Source organism: Thiocystis violacea (assembly GCF_016583565.1).
GTDB classification, from domain to species: Bacteria; Pseudomonadota; Gammaproteobacteria; order Chromatiales; family Chromatiaceae; genus Thiorhodococcus; species Thiorhodococcus violaceus_A.
This window is the reverse complement of the sequence record NZ_NRRF01000009.1, coordinates 14,528-31,928: the sequence shown is the minus strand read 5'-3', so window position 1 is coordinate 31,928 and position 17,401 is coordinate 14,528. Positions and strand designations below refer to the sequence as shown.

Sequence of the window (17,401 nt, the reverse complement as noted above, 5' to 3'; positions counted from 1 at the left end):
ATTCCCGGCCAGCCCCCGCCGCCGCCGGGATCAGCCGAGTGAGCCATGCAACCCGTCCTCGATTGCGTCTTCATCGAAACGACCACCGCCTGTACCAGACGCTGCGACTTCTGCACGCACGCCTACATCGACATCCCGCCCCACTTCATGCACGAGAGCCTCTTTCTCAAGATCATCGCGGATCTCGGGGAGATGGATTTCGCCGGGCGGCTTGCCTTCTATCTGAATGGCGAGCCGCTGCTCGACACGCGTCTGGAGCGCTGGCTGCGCATCGCCAAGACGCGGTGCCCGAAAGCCCTGCATTTCATCAACACCAACGGTGACCTGCTCACGCCCGAGCGGGCCGCAAGCCTCTTCGCCGCCGGTCTCGACGCCATGAAGGTGAACTCCTATACGGGGAAGGCCGTCGAACGGCTGGAGCATCTCAAGGGGCAGCTGCCACGGGACGAGCGCCACAAGATCCTGCATTCGGACGCGACCAAGATCACCGACTGGTCGAGCCGCGGAGGCGTGGTCACGACGACGCCGAAACGGCCCCGCCCCTACCCGGACACACTCTGCCCGCGACCCTTCAGGCAGCTCTACATCACCGTGACCGGGCGCGTCGCGCTCTGCTGCACGGACGATCAGTGCTCGCATCCCATGGGCGATCTCGCCACGCAAAGCGTGCGGGAGATCTGGGCGGGCCCCGCCTTTGCGGCCGTGCGCCAGGGCTTTCATGAGCGCGATCGCGTTCCGGCGCTCTGTTACGACTGCGATCTCGATCCGAGCTACTCGAACGTCGAGCAGGTCAGGGCGCTCTTCGCCCCGGCGTGCGCCAGCGGCGACACATCCACCCCGGACCTCGACCACCAGGGCCGCCAGGCTGGTGCGTCGGCGCACCTCCAACCCAGCCTCTCTCTTTCATCGACATGATGCCATTCACGACAAGCGAGCACATCTCCCCCATCCTCGGCGAGATCCGGGGCCTGAATCCCAGGTCGATCCTGGACGTGGGCTGCGGCATTGGACTCTACGGAATCCTCTGCCGCATCTTCCTCGACCTGCACGCCCAGACGCCGCCTTCAGCGAACGGCCAGAGCGAGCAGCGGGCAAGGCGAGGCGTCCTCATCGACGGCTTCGAGCCCAATCCCGCGCTCCTGCCCTATATCCCGGACTGGGTCTACGACGACCTGCGCCAGGCCGATGCCATGACGCGGCTTCCCGAGCTGACCGACCGCAGCTATGACCTGGTGCTGGCGCTCGGCGTACTGGAACACCTGGACCCCGAGAGCGGCGTCCAGCTGGTGCATCAGCTCAAACGAATCGGTCACCGCGTGATCCTCTCGACCCCCAAGGCCATCGACCTCGGCGCCGCGGCCAGCGGTCCCTTCGCGACCTACCGCAGCCAGTGGAGCGAGAAAGAACTCGCAGCGCTGGGATTCAATAAATTCCTCCCCCACCACGCGGACTGGATCGCGATCCACGATCCCGACATCGGCCCGGTCGCCCAAGTCTCCCGCCAGATCTCACTGGCCAGACGGCCCGGCACCGTGCTCGGGCGCCCACTCCCCAGCCCGGCGCGGATCTCACGCCTCGACGAACTGGAGATCAAGGAGGGGCTCGGCCAGATTCAGGAGGCATTGCGCCACATCCAGCGTCAGCAAGAGGTGACCAACGACGAACGGCTGAGCATCCGCTATCGCATTCTTTCGCTGCTTGGCAAGCGGCAAAGGGCATGAGGCGAGCGCTCGCCGGAGGTGCTTGGATGGATTCCGACCCAGAGTCGATGCAGCCCCTCATGAGGCGACATGACCACAAGGGCCTAAGGCGATTTCCGGAAACGATCTTACCCAAATAGACCCGGATCGGTAGGATGGGCAACGTCCGCGCTCTGGGCTCGAGCCCAACCTCGACGCCAGACGGACGTGCCCATCTTGCAAGACGCCGAGCTGGGATGATGGGCACGCCCCGCGACCCTCGGCACTCCGAAAGCAGCGCATCGCCAGGGCTTTGCCCATCCTACGGGATCGGAACTGCGGGTATTTTGTTGCCCGGAAATCGCCTAAATCGGACGACGTCGAGACGGGCGCGCGATCCGACGCAAGCCGGCGCGCGCACCCGCGCTAGGCGCGATGCTGTCGCCTGACGTAGGCTGCCAGGGCACTGTCCATGGTCACCGCGTGCTCCTTGAACCAGGCGGGCAGCCGCTCGACGACGTAAGCCCGGGCCATCGACACATAGCCCAGTTGGAGCCGATCGCCGAACCACTCCATCTCGCCAAGCACCCGGCGGTGCTCGTCGCGGTGCTCGGCGGCCGCGCTGAAGCCGGTCTCCCGCATCAACATCTCTTCCGCCGCGAAATGGGCATGCGTGTGCTGCACCATCTCGTTGAAGAGGTAGGCGAAAACCGCATTGCCCGACGCCGCCATGTCATTGACCAGGTCGACGAATTCCCTGTGATTGCGGTCCATGGCGGGCACACCCAGGAGATAGCGCTCCTCGAAATCCTCAATCAGGGCCATGACGCCTCCGTGGGTCTCGCTGCACGCCCGCATGAACGTCAACGCAACCACCCATCGCCTGTTCTCTCGCCGCCGCTGAGCGCCCAGGCCGAACCGGCACGTCCCTCCCGCGGGAAGGATGGAGTCAGATCCTCAGCGACATCCCGGCGCATTGGCGCGCCGCCTGGCCCAACGATAGCAAGCCTAAGAAAATTGGGGAAATCGGAAATCGCAAATCGCTCGGAAGCGGCCTTCCCGCGGGTGCCTAGCAACCGACCTCGCTGCCCTCGGGGATCAGCGCGGCAACCGAGTCTCCGAGACCAGCCGCGGCCAGCAAGTCCGGAATATCGGCCTGGACGATCTCGATATCCTTCGTCTCCAGGAAGCGCCGCTCCTTCTCCGTCGGGTCGGGGATCAGGGCCCAACCGCCTGGCGAGCCGGCGGCGTAGATGATGTCGGACATGACCATGCGCTCGGTATCGCGGAGAAAACGCAAGCCGAGGAAGAGGTACTGCTTACCGGCCCGGTAGGACTTCACGAAGGCCGGAATGCCGAAGCCACCCATGAGCTCGGTCAGATAGTCGACATAGTCGGCATCCGAGGCGATGTAGGTCTCGTCGGGCCGCGGGCTCCCCATGGGCTTGAAGAGGATGGGCAAGCTGGGATCGACCTCGGTTTGATCGACCTCTCGGTAGGTCTCGCCGTCATAGGCATGGAGGCGAAAGCGGTAGTCGGTTCCACCCGTGCGGGCAATGCCGCGAATGAGGGTGTGCGGCCGATCCGCGTAGGAATCCTGCAGCTGTAAATCCCGATTGATGTCGATGACGTAGGGCGGATGGATCTCGCCGAGCCAATCGTGCAGCGCCGAGCGCGTCCAGCTGCGCTGCGCGTAGGTCGTATTGAGGAAGCGGTGCACCGCGCCTCGGCCGCGCTTGAGTTCGACGTCCATCGCGGCACGCGGAAACTCCCACATGAGTCGAGGCGACATGGGCTTGCCATTGTTCATGGCCAGAATGAGGCTGTCGCTATCGGCCGGGATCGGCTCCCCGGTCGCCGGATCACTGGATCCCGCGAGGGCGCCAGGCCCGAGGTAGGGCACGAGGGCGCCCCGAGCGAGGTCGGCGGCAAGTGTTTCGAGCGTGACCGTCATTGCAAACACCCCTGAGCAGTCGAGTTGATCCCAATGAAAAGCAAATAACCTGCCAATCAGGAGCAAAACAGATCGAGGGGCGGGAGGGGCTTGCGCCTCGCGGTCAGGCGAACCTGCAACGCGCGGCGCACTCGACGCGGGGCGCGCACAATTGTGCGCTAAGACCGAGGATTTTGTCTGAAAGGCAACAAAGCCCACGACTGCGGGCTTGGGCCAAGGTCAATCCCGCGGCTTGCGGGTCGCGCGCGGCTCACGCTTGAAGGTTTTCACCTCCTTGGCGAAAGTCGGGCGCCTGGATGCGCCCCCTTCGCCGCCCGGGCGACGGAAGCCACCGCTCGGCCGCTGCGCCCTGGCGCGAGGCTCCGCGGCATCGGATCCGCCCGCGCCCGACTCGCTCCGCCCGGACCAGCCGCGGCCGGGGCCCTCGGAGGCCAAGGTGATGCGCAACGCCTGCCCACAGACATAGACGCGCTGGAGGTGCTGAAAGATCTCACGCGGCATCCCCTTGGGCAGATCGACGACGGAGTGGTCGTTCTGGATGTCGATGCGGCCGATATAGCGCCCTTCGAGACCGGACTCGTTGGCGATCGCGCCGACGATCTCGCGCGGCGTCACGCCGTGCTGATGACCGACCTCGATCCGGTAGCTGACGAGATCCGCATCCTCGCGATCTTGCCGCGGCCGGCGCTCGCCCCTGTCCTCCTGCTCGCGGCCGCGCCCGGCGGGGCGCTGACCACGCTCCGGACGACCCTCGGCGGCGTCGCGGCGCGGCGGGCGGGCCAGATCCTCCTTGACGTCGAGCGGGCGCTCGCGCTGCCCCAGATAGGCCAGCGCGGCGGCAACGTCCATCATCTCGACCTCCTGCTCCTGGGTGATGCGCGCGAGCAACCGGTAGAAGAAATCGAGATCCTGCTCGCCAAGCGTCTTGAGGACATCCTTGGTGAAGCGGTCGATGCGCGACTCGCTCAGCGCCGCGGCGGACGGCGGATCCATGGCCGGCACCTGGCGTCGGATGACGCGCTCGATGGCACGCAGCAGACCGCGCTCGCGCGGCTCCACCAACAGGATGGCGCGCCCGGCGCGGCCCGCGCGCCCGGTGCGACCGATGCGGTGGACATAGGCGGACGGGTCCGTGGGGATGTCGTAGTTGACCACGTGGCTGATGCGCTCGACATCCAGACCGCGCGCGGCCACATCGGTCGCGACCAGGATGTCGAGCTGCCCCTGCTTGAGACGCTCGACGGTGCGCTCGCGCATCTCCTGATTCATGTCACCGTTCAGCGGCTCGGCCGCGAAGCCATGCGCCTTGAGCTTGTCGGTCAGCTCGGTGGTCGCATTCTTGGTGCGCACGAAGATGAGCATGCCATCGAAGGGCTCCAGCTCCAGGATGCGCGTGAGCACGTCCATCTTATGGAACCGCGTGACGATGCAGTGATGCTGATCGATGGTGTCGACGGTCTCGGAGCTCGCCGTGATGCGCACCTCGACCGGATCCCTCAGGCGGTCCTGAGCGACCTTGCGGATGGCCGCCGGCATGGTGGCGGAGAAGAGCGCGACCTGACGCTCGGCGGGGGCCTGCTCGAAGATCCAGTCGATGTCCTCCGCGAAGCCCATGTTGAGCATCTCGTCGGCCTCATCCAGGACCAGAACCCGGATACCGTCGAGCTGCAGCGTGCCGCGGCGGATGTGATCCATCACCCGGCCAGGGGTTCCGACGATCACCTGCGGATTGCGCTTGAGCTGGCTGAGCTGCAATCCGTAGGCCTGCCCGCCATAGATCGGCAGCACATTGAAGCCCGGGAGGTTGCGTGCGTAGCGTTGGAAGGCCTCGGCCACCTGCAGCGCCAGCTCGCGCGTCGGCGTCAGCACCAGCACCTGCGGGCGCTTGAGGTCCGGATCGATGCGGCTGAGCAGGGGCAGCGCGAAGGCCGCGGTCTTGCCCGTGCCGGTCTGCGCCTGGCCGAGAAGATCACGACCTTCGAGCAGATGCGGGATGCATTGGCTTTGGATCGCCGTGGGGGACTCATAGCCAAGCGCCTGAACGGCGTCGGCAATCACGGGAGATAGACCGAGCGCGTCGAAGCCGATGCTCGTGTCGGGGGTGTCCATGGTGGGGCCTCTCGAAAGAAAGGTCGCGGCCGGGAGAAGGCCAGAAGGCCAGCCAGGTATAATGCCGCGAGATTAACAGAGTATTGTAGCTATTTGACATGGGGAAGGCAATTCGGATTCGAGCAATCGCCTGTCTTCATGGTATCGATTCCGGCATGGGACTATGATCGGGCGCCGTCGTTCTTCAACGTCTCGCCAAGGCAGTATCGCCCGAGGTCACCATGGCCCAGTCCCACACGACCCCGCCCAGGGATGCGGTCGGCGCGCGGGCGAGTGCGGCGCCGGATCCGAACCGCCGCGCCGTCTCGCTCCTCGGCTGGCTGCGGCGGGCCGTCCCGCCCGTGCTGGTGGCCGTCACCGGGATCGCCGCCTGGCTCGAGCTGCGCGGCTTCGATGTTCATGCCCTGCACGAGAGCGTGCGCCAGCTCCCCCTCGCGCTGCTCCTGGGGCTGCAGCTCCTGGCGCTGGGAGCGGTCTTTTCGATGGTCCTCTACGACTGGTGGCTCAGCCGCTGGCTTAAGCTGGAGCTGCCGCCCGCCCGGCTGATCCGCTACAGCTGGGTGGCCAACACCATGAACAATCTGGTTGGCCTATCGGGGTTGGCGGGCTCTGGCATCCGCATCCTGCTGCTCACGCGCGACGGCGTGGCGACGCGCACCGCTGCCTTCTATGCGGGCGTGGTCATGCTGTCGGTGCCCGTGGGGCTGTCGGTGCTGGTGCTGCTCGCCCTGACGCAAGGTCACGCCGACCTGGTGCCCGAGGTCATCCCCAGGTGGGCCGTTCACGCCATCCTGATCGCCTATGGCGCCTATCTGCCAGTCTTTCTCGCGCTCGCGGCCAGTCGGGTGCTGATGCACCGTGTGCTCAGCGGCGAGGCCCGACTCGGCTGGGGGCGTGGCCTGACCCTGGTCGGGATCTCGGTCATCGACTGGGTGCTGGCGGTGGTGGTGGCTTGGAGCTGCATGGCCGCCTTGGGCGTCCAGCTCCCGCCACTCGTCTTCCTGAGCGCCTTCACCTTCGCGGCCACCCTGGGCGTGATGAGCCTGATTCCGGGCGGGATCGGGGTCTTCGATACCTCCCTGCTGATCATGCTGACAGGCGCCGGGGCGCCGGCCGAGAGCGCCGCGGCGGGACTGCTGGTCTTCCGCCTGGTCTACTACCTGGTGCCCTGGCTGATCGGGCTCTATCTGGGCAGCGGCCTGCTGAGCCGCGCCGAATCGCCGATCCTGGGCCGGATCGCGCGGCATTGGCAGGACAATCCGCTGATCGGCCTGCTGCGGCTGCCCCTGCTCGTCATCACTGGGCTGGGGATGCGCCTGCTTGGCCTGCTGACCTTCGCGACCGGTCTGCTGCTGTTGGTCTCGGCCGCGCTGCCGGCCCTGGAGGAGCGCGTGGAGCGCCTGCTGCTGGTGCTGCCGCTGGGGGCGATCGAGTTGTCGCACTTCCTCTCCGTGGGCGTGGGCGTGGTGCTCATCGCGCTGTCGCGCGGGATTGGTCAGCAGGTGCGCTCGGCCTATCAGGTCTCCGTGCCGCTGCTTCTGGCCGGCGCGCTCCTCAGCCTGCTCAAGGGGGCCTCGGCCGGGCAAGTCCTCTTTCTGCTGGCCGTCGCGGGTCTCCTCTGGTCGCGGCGTAACGCCTTCTACCGCGTCTCCTACCCGCTGTTCTGCAAGCGCGGCCTGCTGTGGATGCTCGCGCTGCTGGCCAGCGTCGCCGGCTACATCCTGCTCGGCATCTGGCTGCATCGCGAGGGGCTGGGGGAGAGCGGATTGTGGCTCCAGTCCGAGCCGCATCTTCACATCGCCCGTTACCTGCGCTCCCTGCCGCTGGCGATCCTGGCGCTGGCGGGCTGGCTCGCCTGGGGCATCTTCCGCATGCCCAAGCCGGAATTCCCGCCGACGGACCTGGGCGCGCTCACCCAGGCGCGCGACTGGCTGGAGGTCAATGGCGGCGGCAGCTTCGCCCATCTGCTCTTCATGGGCGACAAGCACCTCCTGTACGCCGCCGAGGGGCACTGCCTGATCCAGTACAAACGCGTCCGCAGCCGCCTGGTGGCCTTGGGCGATCCGATCGGCGACGCGCGGGGCTTTGGGCAAGCCCTCCTGGAGTTTCGCGACCTGGCCGACCGCCACGACCTAGACCCCGTGTTCTACGAGATCGGCAACGAGCACCTGCATCTCTACCACGACTGCGGCTTCGCGCTGTTCAAGGCCGGCGAGATGGCCCAAGTGCCGCTGGCCGATTTCACCCTCACGGGCCGACGCAACCAATCCCTGCGCACCGCGGTCAACCGCGCCCTGCGCGAGGGCCTGAGCGTCGAATTGCTGGAGCCGCCGCTGGACGACGCCCTCTGGCCGACCCTCGAGGCCATCTCCAACGCCTGGCTGCGGGAACGGGGCGGCGGCGAAAAGAGCTTCTCCCTGGGCGCCTTCGATCGCGATTACCTCGCGTGGGCGCCCCTCTTCGTGGTGCGCCAGGCGCAGCGCGTCGTCGCCTTCGCGAGCCTGACACCCACCTATACGGGGCAGCGCGAACTGGGCTTGGATCTGATGCGGCAGCTCCCGGACGCGCCCCCCGGGACCATGGACTTCCTCTTCACCCGAATCATCGAGTGGGCGAGCGCCGAGGGCTATGGCTGGTTCAATCTGGGCATGGCCCCCCTGAGCGGCGTCGGGAACATCCGCTACGCGCGTCCGGACGAACGTCTCGCCGGCCTGGCCTACGACTACGGCAGCCGTCTTTACAACTACAAGGGCTTGCGCAGCTTCAAGGAGAAATTCCATCCGGTGTGGCAGAGCCGCTACATTGCCTACCCACTCTATCGCCCACTGCCGACGCTGCTGATCGATCTGGCCGCCTTGGTCGCGGGCGGTTACCGACGCATCCTGCTTCGACCCTGAGACGAAGCGCCCCAGGCCACCGCGCTCCCCCTGAGCGCGGATACTCGGCCGGTGCAGCGGCGCCTTTTTCGAGATTCGCATCCATGTCAATCACTGTCATCGCCGTCCCTCGCATCAAGGGACGCCCGCTCTCCCTGTCCTGGCTCTGCGTCGCGCTCCTCTGCGCTCAGGCGCCATGGATCCCGCTCGCCGCCTCGGCGGCGAGCGACCCGGACGCGCGCGGTAGACCCGAGACAACCGCGCCCGCGGCCGCAATGACCGAGGAGACGGCGACGCGCAATGGGCGGCTCCTGCACCTCGTCCATCCGCAAGACGCGCCCAAGGGGCTGGCGCTCTTCTTCCCCGGCTCCCAGGGCTGGGACGGCATGGCCATCGCCACCGCCGACGAGGTCGCCGATCAGGGGTACCTGGTGGTCGGGATCGACTGGTCCGAGGGACCGGTGACGGCGCCACCGGCGCCCTGGTGGAATCTCGGCGCGACCCTGTCGCGTTTGCCGCGCTGGCTGCAGGGGCTCTGGTCCGGGCAGGCGACCCCGGAGCCCGCCGCCGGGTGTTGGGATCTCGCCGCCGAGCTGGCGGATCTGGCGACGTGGACGGCGTCTCGTGAGCGCCTCCCCCGCGACAGCCTGCCGATCCTCGTGGGAGCGGCCGACGGCGCCGCACTCGTCTATGCGGCCTTGCTGCAATCGGCGCCGAACAGCTTTCACGCCGCGGCGAGCCTGGGGTTCTGTCCGCGCTGGCCGTCATCCGTGCCGGCCTGCCAACGCCGAGAGCTGAGCGCATCCCTGGTCCAGGGCGACCGTCTCCCGCCAGCTGGCCAGGTCCCCAGCGCCTGGTTCCTGTTCGACGGCCAAGCGGACCCGGCGCTGCGACTGCCGGAGCCCTCCTGCACGGCGGATGAGGTCAGCGCCTTCATCCATCCGATCGGCAATGCCAGGCTGGTGACCGACGCCCCACGTCCGGGCGCGCCCGCTGCCGGCGGCGACGAGCCGGCCCCGCTGGCATCCCTGCTCCAATGGCTCGACCCGCGCATCCCCCATCAGGTCGGGATGGTCTCCGCGCAGGCGGATACCGCCGGACTGCCCCTGAACGAGGTTCGCGCCCCCGCCGAAGATCCCGCGACCTTCGCCATCCTGCTCTCGGGAGACGGCGGCTGGGCGGCGCTCGACCGCGGGGTGAGCGCGACCCTGGCCGCCAAGGGGGTCAGCACGGTGGGCTGGGATTCGCTGAGCTACTACTGGAGCGCGCGCTCGCCGGCCGAGGCGACCCAGGATCTCATCCGGGTGCTGCGCCATTATCTCGCGGCCTGGCACAAGGAGCGGGTGATCCTGATCGGCTACTCCTTCGGCGCCGAGGTGCTGCCGTTCATGGCCAATGGCCTGCCGCCGGATCTGCGCGCACGCGTGGATCTCGTCGCCCTGCTCGGGCTGGGGCCGACGGCCATGTTCGAATTCCATCTGAACGACTGGCTCGACACCGCGCGGGGCGAGGACGCCCTGCCGGTGTTGCCGCAACTGCGCCAGCTCGCGTGGACGCGCGGCCTGTGCATCTATGGAGCGGAAGAGGATGACAGCCTCTGCCCACAGCTCTCCGAGCGCGGGATCGAGGTCGACAAGGTCGCGGGCGATCACCACTTCGACGAGGACTATGCGGGTGTTGCCACCCTGATCCTCAAGGCGGCCGCCGCGGCCCGGCACCCGGTGGTGGAAGACTGAGGGTGCCCGGGGATGGATCCGGCGCGTTTCGGTTTGATCACGCACCCTGGCGGCGCCCTTGCGGCCTGGATACACTGGCGGGTCAACCCTTGCCCCCGAGACCATTGCATGCCGACCAAATTGTCAGCCCTGGAGGCGCTCGAGCGCCTGCGCGAAGGCAACCTTCGCTTCGCCAATAACCTCTCCAACCCGGACAAACCGCTGAGCCACCAGCGCCGCGAGGAGCTGATGTCCGGTCAGGAGCCGTTCGCGATCATTCTGGGCTGCTCGGACTCGCGCGTTCCGGCCGAGATCATCTTCGATCAAGGCCTCGGGGATCTCTTCGTGATTCGCGTCGCGGGAAACATCGTTGCGCCCTCGCAGGTGGGCAGCGTGGAGTTCGCGGTTTCCCGCTACCACACCCGCCTGGTCATCGTGCTCGGGCATTCGCGCTGCGGCGCCGTCACCGCGACACTGGAGACGCTCTTGGACGGCGAGGGGACGGAATCGCGCAATGTCGCCGCCATCGTCAACCGCGTCATGCCCGCGGTCAGGGGGCTCCTGGACACCGAGCTGCGCCATGATCGCCCGGCGCTGCTCAGGGCCTCCGTGCGCGCCAATGTGCGCGCCTCGGTCGATCATCTGCGCCACGGCTCCGCGATCATCGAGTCCCTGATCCAGGATGACGGTCTTGTGGTCATCGGCGCGGAGTACTCGCTGGAGTCCGGCATGGTCGACTTCTTCGATGGAGCACCCGGCGGCAGCTGAACGGCGCGGCACCTGACCCGCGTTTCTAGGCAGGCCCTGGCGACGCAATCTGGGTGTCTAGCCACAGCGCGTCCGTGATTTGACGCGATTTGTCCGGATGGCAGGGACGCCGCCCCATCGGCTTGACCGATATCAATCCGTTGACCGCGGCCCTCGCCTATGGTGTTCGGATTCTCCGACCGACTCGCTCCCGCCATGACGCGCAACGCACTGATCGTCGCCATTCTGGTGCTCATCGGCATCATTCTCTGGATGCTCTTCTACTGGACGCCGGGCGACCGAATGACGCCGGGCGGCCAAATGACTCCGGCCACCCCAGGGCATCAGTCGCTCGAGCTGGCGTCCAGGCCAACGGGCGGCGACTTCGAGTTGCAGTCGGCGAGCGGCCCGGTGCGCCTCGCAGACCTGCGCGGCAAGGTCGTGCTCATCTACTTCGGCTACACCGCCTGCCCGGACATCTGTCCGACGAACCTCGCCTTCATCGCCAGCGCCCTCAAGGCACTGCCCGCGGATGAGCTGGCGCAGGTGCGGGTCCTCTTCGTCAGCGTGGATCCAGAGCGCGACGATCTCGCGCGACTCGCGAACTACGCGGCCTACTTCCACCCCAAGATCCTCGGGATCACCGGCACGCCGGCGCAGGTCGCCGAGGTCGCGGGTCGCTATGGCGCCGCCTATCGCCGGACGCCACTCGGGGATACCGCCATGGGTTACCTCGTCGATCACTCCGCCTACACCTATGTCGTCGACCGCTCCGGCAAGCTGGTGCAGTCGCTCGACCATGCGACCCCGCCCGATGCGATCCGCGCGGCCATCCAGGCACTGCTCGCGCCCGCGGGCCAGGACACCTCCGGCTGAAGACCGGCCGACAGGATGTCAGCACCGCACCCGAACCACACCCTCTCATCAGCCAATCAAGTAAAGGATGATTCCATGACTCGACCCGCAACCCTGCTGACTGCCGCCCTGCTCACGCTCGGCGCCCTGGCGGCGAACGCCGCCGACATCCGTGTGTCGGAGCCCTACGCGAGGGCGGTGCCGCCCGGCCAACCCAATAGCGCCGCCTTCATGTCGCTGACCAATACCACCCAGGAGGCGCGCGCGCTGGTCGGTGCCGAGAGCGACGCGGCTGACGTGGTGGAACTGCACACCCATGTGAAGGAAGGCGACATGATGCGTATGCGGCGTGTCGAGAGGATCGCGCTTCCGGCGGGCGAGACGGTCAACCTGCAGCCCGGCGGACTGCACATCATGCTGATCGGCCTCAAGACGCAGCTGACCCCGGGCGATCAGGTCGCTCTAACGCTCTCCTTCGACAATGGTGACGAGGTGTCCGTCACGGCCCCTGTCCGCATGATCGACATGAGCCAGGTGAAGCCCCACTGATCCGAGGATGTTTCCGGCGGGCGGTTTGCGCCAGGGCCATGCCGCTGACGCCGGGATTTTTTCGCCCCCTGGCCTGTCTATCTGAGCGAGAATTCGGATGGTCCGCTTGGCTTGGAGGACGGCGCCAGGTTTGACCTATATGCCAACTATCTGATATATATCGCCGGATTTTCTTCACCCTCATAAACCCAAGGGCTGTCCGTCCATGGACGCGACACGGCCGTGAACACGAACAGATTAGGCAATTGCGATGATGAAGACTTGGCTGAGAACGGTTTCAGTGGTGGCGGTATTGGCCGGCGGTGCGGTTCAGGCTGCCGACGAACTCAAGCCGGCGGATCCGGAGGCGGGCGCGCAGAAGGCCAATACCATCTGCATGGCGTGCCACGGGCCTCAGGGCAACAGCGTCGTTCCGCTCTGGCCCAAGCTGGCCGGTCAGCACCCGGAGTACATCAAGAAGCAGCTGATGAACTTCAAGAGTGGCGACCGCGCCAACGTCCAGATGACCCCCATGGCGATGCCGCTGACCGATCAGGAAGTCATCGACCTGGCCGCCTACTTCTCAACGCAGACCCAGAGCGGCGGCGTGGCTGATCCCGAGCTGGCCAAGCTCGGCGAGCAGCTCTATCGCGCCGGCAATTCGACCAGCGGCGTTCCGGCTTGCAATGGCTGTCATGGTCCGGCGGGAATGGGGACCGGGCTTGCGAAGTTCCCCCGCATCGCCGGCCAGCATGCCGACTACGTGAAGCAGACCCTGGAGTATTTCCGCAAGGGGGAACGCGCCAATGATCCCAACGCGATGATGCGTGGCGTGACATCGCGCATGACTGATCAGGAGATCGCCGCGGTGTCCCAGTACGTGCAGGGTCTGTCGAAGTAATCGACCTGCGCCCTCGATCGAGAAAAAGGCAGCCATTGGCTGCCTTTTTCGTTCTTGGTGGCCGGCCCTGGTCCGCGGGCGTACGCAGAGGCTTGGTGCTTGGCCTGGCCTGTGCTAGGGTCCACCGGATATCGTCGTCACCGTCCCCAAGCGTGCCCCCCGTTTCGCGCCATGCGGCAACTCAACCTGCTGAGCTACAACGTGCAGGCGGGTATCTACTCCCGCCAGTACAGCGACTATCTCACCAACAGCTGGAAGCATGTCCTGCCTCACCCCGAGCGTTTGGTCAACCTGACGCGCATCGCTCAACTGCTGAGTCGCTTCGACCTCGTCGGACTCCAGGAAGTCGATGCCGGCAGCATGCGCAGCTCCTATATCGACCAGATCCAGTATCTGGCCCGTCATGGCGCCTTCCCCCACTGGTATTGTCAGGTCAACCGCAATCTCGGCCCCTTCGCCCAGCACAGCAATGGCCTGCTGTGCCGGCTGCGCCCGCGTCAGATCACCGAGCATAAGCTGCCGGGCCTGCCCGGCCGCGGCGCCGTTCTCGCGGAACTCGCACTCTCGAACGATGAGGTGCTCGCCGTCGCCATCGTGCATCTGGCGCTCGGGTGGCGCGCGCGGCGCCGTCAGCTGGACTACCTGATGAGGCTCGCGAAGAGCTACCCCTATTGCGTCTTGATGGGGGACTTCAATTGCGGCTGTGATTCCAAGGGGCTGCGCAGCATGGTACGCAAGGCCGAGATGCGCGGCCTGGATTGCGAGCTCAAGACCTTTCCCAGCTGGCGCCCGCGCCACAACCTGGACCACATCCTGGTGTCCGGTCCGCTGAAGACCATTGCCGCGCGGGTCATCGACTATGCCCTCTCCGACCATCTGCCGATCAGCATGACGATCGAACTGCCGGAGGGGCTGAGCTTCGTGGAGCCAGAGCCGCCGCGAATCGCCTCCATGCTCCCCTGAATCAGCGGCCCGGGCCCTTCGCCCGGGCGTGGCCCATCATTCCGGCTCCGCGCCGCGCAGATGGCGGTTGACCGCCAGCCAGCTGCCGATGAGTCCCAGCAGGATGCTCCCTCCGAGCATGGCCCCGGTCGCGGTCAGACCCAACCCAGCGAGCTCGAACTCGCTGCGATAGAGGCTGGCGAGCTTCGAGACGGACTGCTGCAGGAGCAGAACGGCCACGGTGACCAGCAGCCAGGCGGTGGTCCCGCCGAGCAGGCCATACCAGGCTCCCGTGTAGAGGAAGGGGCGGCGAATGAAGGCGGCGGTGGCGCCGACCAGCTCCATGATCTCGATCTCGATACGGCGGTTCAGGATCTCAAGGCGAATGGTGTTGCCGACGATCAGGAGCACGCCGACGCCCAACAGCCCTCCGAGCAGTAGCGAGGCATTCTGCACCAGGTCGAGAATGGCCTGGAACCGCTGCAGCCAGAGGGTATCCATCCGCGCGAAGTCCGCCTCCGGGAGCTTCAGCAGCTTGTTCTGCAGCGCCTCGAGCCGGCCAGGTGCCGAGTAGCTCGACGTCGGATAGATGGCGAGAACGGCCGGCAGGGGATTCTTGGTGATCTTCTCCAGCGCCTCTTCGAATCCGCCGAGGGCGCGAAACTCCTCCAGCGCCTGCTCGCGCGTGATGAGGTGAACGCGCGCGATCTCCGACCAGGTGGTGAGGTCGCGAGACAGCTGGTTGGCATGGGCGTCATCGGTCTCGAACTTCAGGAAGAGTGAAATGGCCGCGGTCTGATCCCAGCCGCCGGCCATGGCGCGAAGGTTCTCGGTCATCACGTAGAGCGCCGCCGGCAAGGCGAGCGAGATGCCGATCACGGCGACGGTCATGGCCGAGGGCAGCGGTGCCGCCTTGAGTCGGCGCAGTGTCTCGATCGACGTCTGCAGGTGCTGACTCAACCAGATGCCGGGGAGGTCGAGCAGCCGTGGTCCACGCTTGCGGCGTATGCGTTGCTTCGCCATGACCTACCAATCCCCCGTGTCATTGACGAGGCGTCCGTCGCCCAGCGTCAATGTCCGGTGACGCATGCTGCGCACCAGGTTCAGATCATGGGTGGCGATCAGCAGCGTGACACCGACGTAGTGAAAGCGTTCGAACAGCTCGAAGATCTCGCGGGAGAGGTCAGGATCCAGGTTGCCCGTCGGCTCGTCGGCGACCAGCACGGGCGGTCTGCCCACGACGGCGCGGGCGATGCCCACCCGCTGCTGTTCGCCGCCGGAGAGTGCCACGGGCGTGGCGCGCTCGCGCTTGAGCAGGCCGACTTGATCCAACGCGGCACGCACGCGGCGGCCGATCTCCTTCTGGCCCACGCCGGCGACCACCAGTGGCAGGGCAACGTTGTCGAAGATGCTGCGGTCCGGCAGGAGGCGGTGATCCTGAAAGATCATGCCGACCTCCCGCCTGTAGAAGGGGATGTGACGGCGCGGCAGGGTCGCCAGGTTGCGGCCGTTGACGACGATCTGGCCGCGACTGGGCCGCTCCAGCAGACCGATCAGGCGCAGCATGGTGCTCTTGCCGGCGCCCGAGTGGCCGGTCAGGAAGACCATCTCCCCGGCCTGGATCTCCAGATTGACGTTGGCCAGGGCCTCGCCGCGCTCGGGATAGCGCTTGAAAACGTGCTCGAATCGAATCAACAGCGGACTCCCTCAGCCGAGCAAGGCATCGATGAACTCGTCCGGATCGAATGGACGCAGATCCTCGATGGACTCTCCCACGCCGATGAAGCGGATGGGGACCTTGAGCCGCTCCGCGATCGCGAAGACGATGCCGCCCTTGGCCGTGCCGTCCAGCTTGGTGAGCGTGATGCCGGTGAGGCCCACGGCACGGTGGAAGTGCTCGGCCTGATTGAGCGCGTTCTGGCCCGTGGTGGCATCCACGACCAGCATGACCTCGTGCGGCGCCTCGGGGTCGATCTTCTTGAGCACCCGCGCGACCTTGGCTAGCTCGTCCATCAGATTCGTCTTGGTGTGCAGGCGCCCGGCGGTGTCGGCGATGAGCACGTCCGCGCCCCGCGCGGTGGCCGCCTGCAAGGCGTCGAAGACCACGGAGGCGGAGTCCGCCCCCGTGTGCTGCGCGATCACCGGAATGGCGTTGCGCTCACCCCAGGTCTCGAGCTGCTCGACGGCGGCGGCGCGAAAGGTATCGCCCGCCGCGAGCATGACGCTGTTGCCCTCCTCCTTGAGCCGTTTGGCGAGCTTGCCGATGGTCGTCGTCTTGCCCGCGCCATTGATGCCGACCATGAGGACGACCTGCGGCTTACCGGGGGCGGGCTGGCGCACCGGGCCGTCCGCGGCGATCAGGATGTCGCGCAGCTGCCCCTTGAGCGCCCCGAGCAGGGCCTGCGGATCCGCGAGCGACTTGCGCTTCACGCGCTCGGCTAGGTCGCGGATGATGCGCGTGGTCGCATCCATGCCAACGTCCGCGGTGATGAGCAGGGTTTCGAGCTCTTCCATGAGCTCGTCGTCGATGCGCTTGCGACCCAGGAAGAGGTTGCCGAGCCCATCACCCAAGTTGCTGCGCGTGCGTGACAGGCGGGTGCGCAGCCGCTTGAGGACGCCGCGCTTGTGCTCGGACTCCGGCTCGCCGCCCGCGTCGACGGCGGCCGACGCCGTCACTGCCGGGGCCGGGCTGGGTGGCGGAGCTTGCGGCCGTGCGGCGGGAGCTGGCGTTTCTGGTCTGGTCGCTTTGGCGGCGGGCGGCTTGGCGGAGACGACAGGCTCTCGCGGCTCGACGGCAGGACTCGGCTTGACCGGCGCCGGCGGCTGCCTCACTGTCAGGGGCTCGTCCGCGATCGCTGGTGTCACGGCCTCCGCGTCCAACGGCTCCGCATCGGAGTCCTTGGACTTGCCGGACCCAAAGAGTTTGCCGAACCAGGGCTTCTTCGGCCGATCGGCGGACAAGGGCAGCTCCGGCGCGGCTGCGGGCTCGCTCGCTGGCGGGGCGGGCTCCACCGCCTCCAACGCCTGCGCGTCCTGCTCCGGATCCCCCGGTGTCTTGTTCTTTTTTCCGAAACCAAACATAGCGCTGTGTGATC

15 protein-coding genes are annotated in these 17,401 nt (G+C 66.8%); 9 read left to right on the top strand and 6 right to left on the bottom strand.

Features of this window, described 5'->3' with window-relative positions; genetic code table 11:
* Positions 1-45: 45 nt before the first annotated feature.
* The gene (locus tag CKO23_RS05765; protein WP_200328985.1) at positions 46-915 is read left to right on the top strand and encodes a radical SAM/SPASM domain-containing protein; all 870 of its coding nucleotides are present in this window, start codon (positions 46-48) and stop codon (positions 913-915) included.
* The gene (locus CKO23_RS05760; protein ID WP_200328983.1) at positions 915-1,721 is read left to right on the top strand and encodes a class I SAM-dependent methyltransferase; all 807 of its coding nucleotides are present in this window, start codon (positions 915-917) and stop codon (positions 1,719-1,721) included. Before CKO23_RS05765 ends, CKO23_RS05760 begins: the two co-directional genes overlap by 1 nt.
* A 384-nt stretch (positions 1,722-2,105) precedes the next feature.
* Here CKO23_RS05760 and CKO23_RS05755 read toward each other — a convergent pair whose 3' ends face one another.
* From CKO23_RS05755 to CKO23_RS05745, 3 genes are all read right to left on the bottom strand, one after another.
* Positions 2,106-2,504: a bacteriohemerythrin gene (locus tag CKO23_RS05755; protein ID WP_200328981.1), complete on the bottom strand. Its 399-nt coding sequence runs from the start codon at positions 2,502-2,504 to the stop codon at positions 2,106-2,108.
* 244 nt (positions 2,505-2,748) lie between these two features.
* Positions 2,749-3,633 carry an SIR2 family protein gene (locus CKO23_RS05750; protein WP_200328979.1) on the bottom strand — a complete coding sequence of 295 codons (885 nt, stop codon included), beginning with the start codon at positions 3,631-3,633 and terminating at the stop codon, positions 2,749-2,751.
* A gap of 219 nt (positions 3,634-3,852) precedes the next feature.
* Positions 3,853-5,742, bottom strand: coding sequence for a DEAD/DEAH box helicase (locus CKO23_RS05745; protein WP_200328977.1), 1,890 nt, complete (start codon positions 5,740-5,742; stop codon positions 3,853-3,855).
* Between the two features lie 221 nt (positions 5,743-5,963).
* On the opposite strand from CKO23_RS05745, the gene mprF reads away from it, so the two are divergent.
* The 7 genes from mprF (at position 5,964) to CKO23_RS05710 (ending at position 14,327) form a co-directional block, all read left to right on the top strand.
* The gene (gene mprF / locus CKO23_RS05740) at positions 5,964-8,639 is read left to right on the top strand and encodes a bifunctional lysylphosphatidylglycerol flippase/synthetase MprF (protein ID WP_200328975.1); all 2,676 of its coding nucleotides are present in this window, start codon (positions 5,964-5,966) and stop codon (positions 8,637-8,639) included.
* A gap of 83 nt (positions 8,640-8,722) precedes the next feature.
* Complete coding sequence (locus CKO23_RS05735) at positions 8,723-10,354, top strand: virulence factor family protein (RefSeq protein WP_200328973.1); 1,632 nt, start codon at positions 8,723-8,725, stop codon at positions 10,352-10,354.
* 108 nt (positions 10,355-10,462) lie between these two features.
* The gene (locus CKO23_RS05730; protein WP_200328972.1) at positions 10,463-11,101 is read left to right on the top strand and encodes a carbonic anhydrase; all 639 of its coding nucleotides are present in this window, start codon (positions 10,463-10,465) and stop codon (positions 11,099-11,101) included.
* A gap of 195 nt (positions 11,102-11,296) precedes the next feature.
* Positions 11,297-11,956 carry an SCO family protein gene (locus tag CKO23_RS05725; RefSeq protein WP_200328970.1) on the top strand — a complete coding sequence of 220 codons (660 nt, stop codon included), beginning with the start codon at positions 11,297-11,299 and terminating at the stop codon, positions 11,954-11,956.
* 75 nt (positions 11,957-12,031) lie between these two features.
* On the top strand, positions 12,032-12,484 hold the full coding sequence (locus CKO23_RS05720; RefSeq protein WP_200328968.1) for a copper chaperone PCu(A)C: 453 nt from the start codon (positions 12,032-12,034) through the stop codon (positions 12,482-12,484).
* Between the two features lie 250 nt (positions 12,485-12,734).
* Positions 12,735-13,364, top strand: coding sequence for a c-type cytochrome (locus tag CKO23_RS05715; protein WP_200328966.1), 630 nt, complete (start codon positions 12,735-12,737; stop codon positions 13,362-13,364).
* A 171-nt stretch (positions 13,365-13,535) separates the two neighbouring features.
* Positions 13,536-14,327 carry an endonuclease/exonuclease/phosphatase family protein gene (locus tag CKO23_RS05710; RefSeq protein WP_200328965.1) on the top strand — a complete coding sequence of 264 codons (792 nt, stop codon included), beginning with the start codon at positions 13,536-13,538 and terminating at the stop codon, positions 14,325-14,327.
* A 36-nt stretch (positions 14,328-14,363) separates the two neighbouring features.
* On the opposite strand, the gene ftsX is transcribed toward CKO23_RS05710, so the two are convergent.
* Genes ftsX through ftsY form a run of 3 tightly spaced genes read right to left on the bottom strand, consistent with a single transcriptional unit; the run spans position 14,364 to position 17,387 of the window.
* On the bottom strand, positions 14,364-15,329 hold the full coding sequence (gene ftsX / locus CKO23_RS05705) for a permease-like cell division protein FtsX (RefSeq protein ID WP_200328963.1): 966 nt from the start codon (positions 15,327-15,329) through the stop codon (positions 14,364-14,366).
* A gap of 3 nt (positions 15,330-15,332) precedes the next feature.
* On the bottom strand, positions 15,333-16,001 hold the full coding sequence (gene ftsE, locus CKO23_RS05700) for a cell division ATP-binding protein FtsE (RefSeq protein WP_200328961.1): 669 nt from the start codon (positions 15,999-16,001) through the stop codon (positions 15,333-15,335).
* 12 nt (positions 16,002-16,013) lie between these two features.
* The gene (gene ftsY / locus CKO23_RS05695; protein ID WP_200328959.1) at positions 16,014-17,387 is read right to left on the bottom strand and encodes a signal recognition particle-docking protein FtsY; all 1,374 of its coding nucleotides are present in this window, start codon (positions 17,385-17,387) and stop codon (positions 16,014-16,016) included.
* Positions 17,388-17,401: the final 14 nt, after the last annotated feature.